Below are 3,913 nucleotides of genomic sequence, written 5' to 3' on the forward strand. Positions count from 1 at the left end.
CGCCCCCGCCCCCGTGCACGCCGTCGCCCCGCTCTCCGCCGAAGCCCTGCTGGAATCCGCCGACGACCTCGCCGCCCTCCTCGTGGACGCCGTCGAGGGCGGCGCGTCCCTCGGCTTCGTGACCCCCTTCACCCACGCCGAGGCGGCCGCCTGGTGGCGCGCCCGCGCCCACGTCGTCGCGGACGGCGGCCTCACCGTCTGGGCCGCCCGCGACACCGCCGGCGTCACCGGTACCGTCAGCCTCGCCCACGAGGGCAAGCCCAACGGCCGCCACCGCGCCGAGGTCCTCAAGCTCATGGTCCACCGCCGCGCCCGCGGCCACGGCCTCGGCCGCGCCCTCCTCACCGTCGCCGAACGCGCCGCGGCGGCCGCGGGCGCGGCCCTCCTGCTGCTCGACACCGAGACCGGCAGCCCCGCGGAACAGCTCTACCGCAGCGCCGGCTGGACCCCGTACGGCACCGTCCCCGCCCACGCCGCGAACCCGGCGGGAGTGCTGCGGCCGACGACCTTCTACTTCAAGGCGCTGCCGTCCGCGCAGGAGCACACGCCGAGCCACCGGCCGTAGGCCCGCGCGCCTCGCGGGCGCCGGCGCTGCGAGCGCGGATCCGCCGGTACGCGACCTCGTGGTGAACGGAAGGACAAGGACGAGCGGGCAGCCGGCGAAGAACGGCCGAACCCGGCCGATCGCGCGCAACCCTGCCCGGTCATCGCGCGTCTGGTCAGCGGCGTCGCACGGTTCGGCGCTCATCCACCAGGACCAGAGGAGATTCCGTGTCACGTGCGTCGTGGCCCGCGGCAACTGCGACGCAGGCACCCCCGCCACCGGAGGCGAACGCCGGAACTCCGGTCCGTCCGGCCGCCGGAGCACCGCTGCGCCTGGACATCCAGGGGCTGCGCGCGCTCGCGGTCTCGCTCGTGGTGCTCTCGCACGCCGGAGTCCGGCGGCTGGCGGGCGGCTACATCGGGGTCGACGTCTTCTTCGTGATCTCGGGCTTCCTCATCACCTCGCTGCTGCTGCGTGAGCTGGCCCGCAACGACCGCGTGTCGGTGCGGAGGTTCTACGCCCGCCGGGCGCTGCGGTTGCTCCCCGCGTCGACCCTCGTCGGGGTCGTCACGCTCGGCGGCGCCTGGCTGTACCTGTCGAAGGTCCGCTTCGCGGAATACGTCGGGGATGCGCTCGGCAGCACCTTCTACGTGGTGAACCTCCGGCTGGCGAACGCCGGCACCAACTACCTCAACGCGGACAGCCCACCGTCGCCGTTCCAGCACTTCTGGTCACTGGCGGTCGAGGAGCAGTTCTACCTGGTCTGGCCACTGCTGCTGTGGGCGAGCTGGAAGCTCGCCCGGCGCCGGACCGGGCTGCTGGCGGCGCCGCTCGCGGTGCTGTGCGCGCTCTCCTTCGCCCTGAACGTGTGGGTGACGGGCACCTCGGTGTCCTGGGCGTACTTCGGCTCGCACACCCGCTTCTGGGAACTCGGGGCCGGCGCGCTGCTCGCGCTCTGCGTCGGCCGGCTGGAGCGGTTGCCGGCCCAGGTGGCCGGGCCGATGAGCTGGGCCGGGCTGGTGTCGCTGCTGGTGGCGGCGGTCTGGTTCGACGACGCCACGCCGTTCCCCGGGCCCTATGCGCTCGCGCCCGTGCTCGGCACCGTGCTGGTGCTGGCGGGCGGCTGTTCCCCCGCGCGGTACGGGGCCGGCGCGCTGTTGTCGCTGCGGCCGGTCACATGGGTCGGCGGCCTGTCGTACGGATGGTACCTGTGGCACTGGCCGATGCTGGTGATCCTGCCGATGGCGTGGGAGCGGCCGGCGACCGTCCGCTTCGGCCTGGTGTGTGCGGCGATCTCCCTGCTGCTGGCCTGGGGGACGCTGCGTCTGGTCGAGAACCCGGTGCGGTTCCACCACGTCTTCCGCGGCCGTCCCGCACGGGCACTGGGGCTGGGCGCGGGGCTGACGGCGTGCGCCACGGCCGCGGCGCTGGTCGCGACGGCCTTCCCGCCGCTGATCAGTTCGGGCGCGGCCGCCCCGAAGCTGAGGGGCACGCTCACCGGGGTGACCGACCCGCAGACACGTCTGATTGAGCTGCTGGAGGCACCCGAACGCAGTCTGCCGGTCAATCTCACGCCCGGAATCACCAAGGTCAAGGGGACGTTGTCCGCGGTCTACCGGGACGGCTGCCACATCGGTTACCAGAGCACGGCGACACCGTCGTGCGTCTACGGCGACCGGTCCGCGACGAAGACGGTCGTCCTCTTCGGGGACTCGCACGCGGCCCAGTGGTTCCCAGCGCTCGACCGGCTGGCCCGCGAGCGGCACTGGAGACTGGTCTCGCTGACCAAGGCGTCGTGCAAGGTCGCCGCGGTCACCACGGTCTACCAGGGCGAGCCGTACACGTCCTGCGACCGGTGGCGCACCAAGGCACTGGCCCGGATCAGGTCCCTGAAGCCCGCGCTGGTGATCGCCTCCTCCTCGGACTCGGCCGACCTGGCCCGGCCGTCCGCCGACCCGCGCCGGCAGTGGACCGACGGTTTCGAGCGGACCTACCGGGAACTGGCGAGGAGCGGCGCGCAGGTGCTGGCCATCGAGGACACGCCCTGGCCGAAGGGGGACGCGGTCGACTGCGCGGGGACCCATCCGCAGGAGCTGGAACGGTGCGCGTCCGAGATCGGGCAGGCGGTCAAGGATCCCGACAAGAAGCGGGAGATCACCGAAGCGGCGGCGGCCACCGGTGTCTCGGTGGTCGACCCGGTCCCCTGGCTCTGCGGCACCGGCGGCGGCTGTCCCGTGGTGGTGGCCGACACCTTCGTCTACCGCGACGACAGCCACCTCACCGAGTCCTACGCCGAGGCCATCGCGCCGGTGCTGGACCACGAGATGACCACCCTCTACGGCGCCGACCTGAGCCGGCGCCCCGTGCGGCCGACCGGCCCTTAGGCCCTGTCGCCGGTCGGGAGTCAGCCGGGCAGGGTGAAGAGCCGGTACTCGGAGACCGTGGTGAAGCCGAAGCGACGGTAGAGGGGTTCACCGGAGGGGCTGGCGATGAGGGCGGCCAGGTGGGTGCCCCGGTCGTGGGCGACGCGGAGGGCGGCCGAGGTCAGTGCGGCGCCGATGCCGCGGCGGCGGTGGGGCGCGGCGACGTGGACGAGGAAGATGCCGGTGACGTCGTGCGCCGTGATCAGCACCGTCGTGCCGACGACGTCACCGTCCAGCACGGCGGCGAGGCGGACGATGTCCGCGTTGTCCGCGCGCCGCGCCTCGGACCGTACGAGGCCGGGCTGCAGCTCGGGCGCGATGCCCATGGAGGTGCGGTACGTGCCGACCAGTTCGGCCAGCCGGTCCGGGGTCTCCACCGCCTCGACGCCCAGGCCGGCCGGCACGTCCTGGGGGACCGGGGCGCGGTCGAGGGGCCGCACCATCAGGGGCAGGGCGCCGAGCGGTACCGCGCCGTGCCGGGTCAGGGCGGCGGGGGTGCCTTCAGGGCTGTCCGGGCCGGCCCACCACCACCAGGGGACGCCCGCGAGTTCGGCGCGCGCGGCGGTCACGGCCTGCGCGACCGCGTCCAGCGACCGTACCCGGACCACGCCGTTGAACTGCGGCGTGGCCAGACCGCTGCGATAGCGGTCGAGGTCGCCGTCGGCTCGCCGTGTCCGGCCCCACCCCGTCAAGTACTGGCGGAAGTTGGCGGTGATCCGTGCCAGTGCCTCCGTGCTCGCCGCGCCCAAGGCGTCTCCTTCGTCTGCGATCTCGACCAGGCATGGTGTCACACGTGTCACATGCCCAAGCAGTGCGGTGACGGCCCTTCCTTGTGGGCCGTGACCTCCCCTTATGCTGGCGGGCATGAGCGAGGGACTGCTGGAACGGCGTGAGGGCCCGGCGGGCGGCGGGGCGGCCTCCGAGGCGATGGTCGTGGTCGAGGACC

Annotated in this window: 3 protein-coding genes; 2 read left to right on the forward strand and 1 reads right to left on the reverse strand. The window is 73.6% G+C overall.

Features of this window, described 5'->3' with window-relative positions:
• The first annotated feature begins 82 nt into the window (after positions 1-82).
• Together PV350_RS45265 and PV350_RS45270 are read left to right on the forward strand one after the other, a co-directional pair.
• Positions 83-565 (forward strand): GNAT family N-acetyltransferase, encoded by a 483-nt coding sequence (locus PV350_RS45265; RefSeq protein WP_500339151.1) that lies wholly within the window; start codon positions 83-85, stop codon positions 563-565.
• A 206-nt stretch (positions 566-771) separates the two neighbouring features.
• Positions 772-2,928 carry an acyltransferase family protein gene (locus PV350_RS45270; RefSeq protein ID WP_500339149.1) on the forward strand — a complete coding sequence of 719 codons (2,157 nt, stop codon included), beginning with the start codon at positions 772-774 and terminating at the stop codon, positions 2,926-2,928.
• Between the two features lie 20 nt (positions 2,929-2,948).
• Here the strand turns inward: PV350_RS45270 and PV350_RS45275 are convergent, their stop codons facing one another.
• Positions 2,949-3,716: a GNAT family N-acetyltransferase gene (locus PV350_RS45275; protein ID WP_500339150.1), complete on the reverse strand. Its 768-nt coding sequence runs from the start codon at positions 3,714-3,716 to the stop codon at positions 2,949-2,951.
• Positions 3,717-3,913: the final 197 nt, after the last annotated feature.

Source organism: Streptomyces sp. PA03-6a (genome assembly GCF_033792765.1).
Taxonomy (GTDB): domain Bacteria; phylum Actinomycetota; class Actinomycetes; order Streptomycetales; family Streptomycetaceae; genus Actinacidiphila.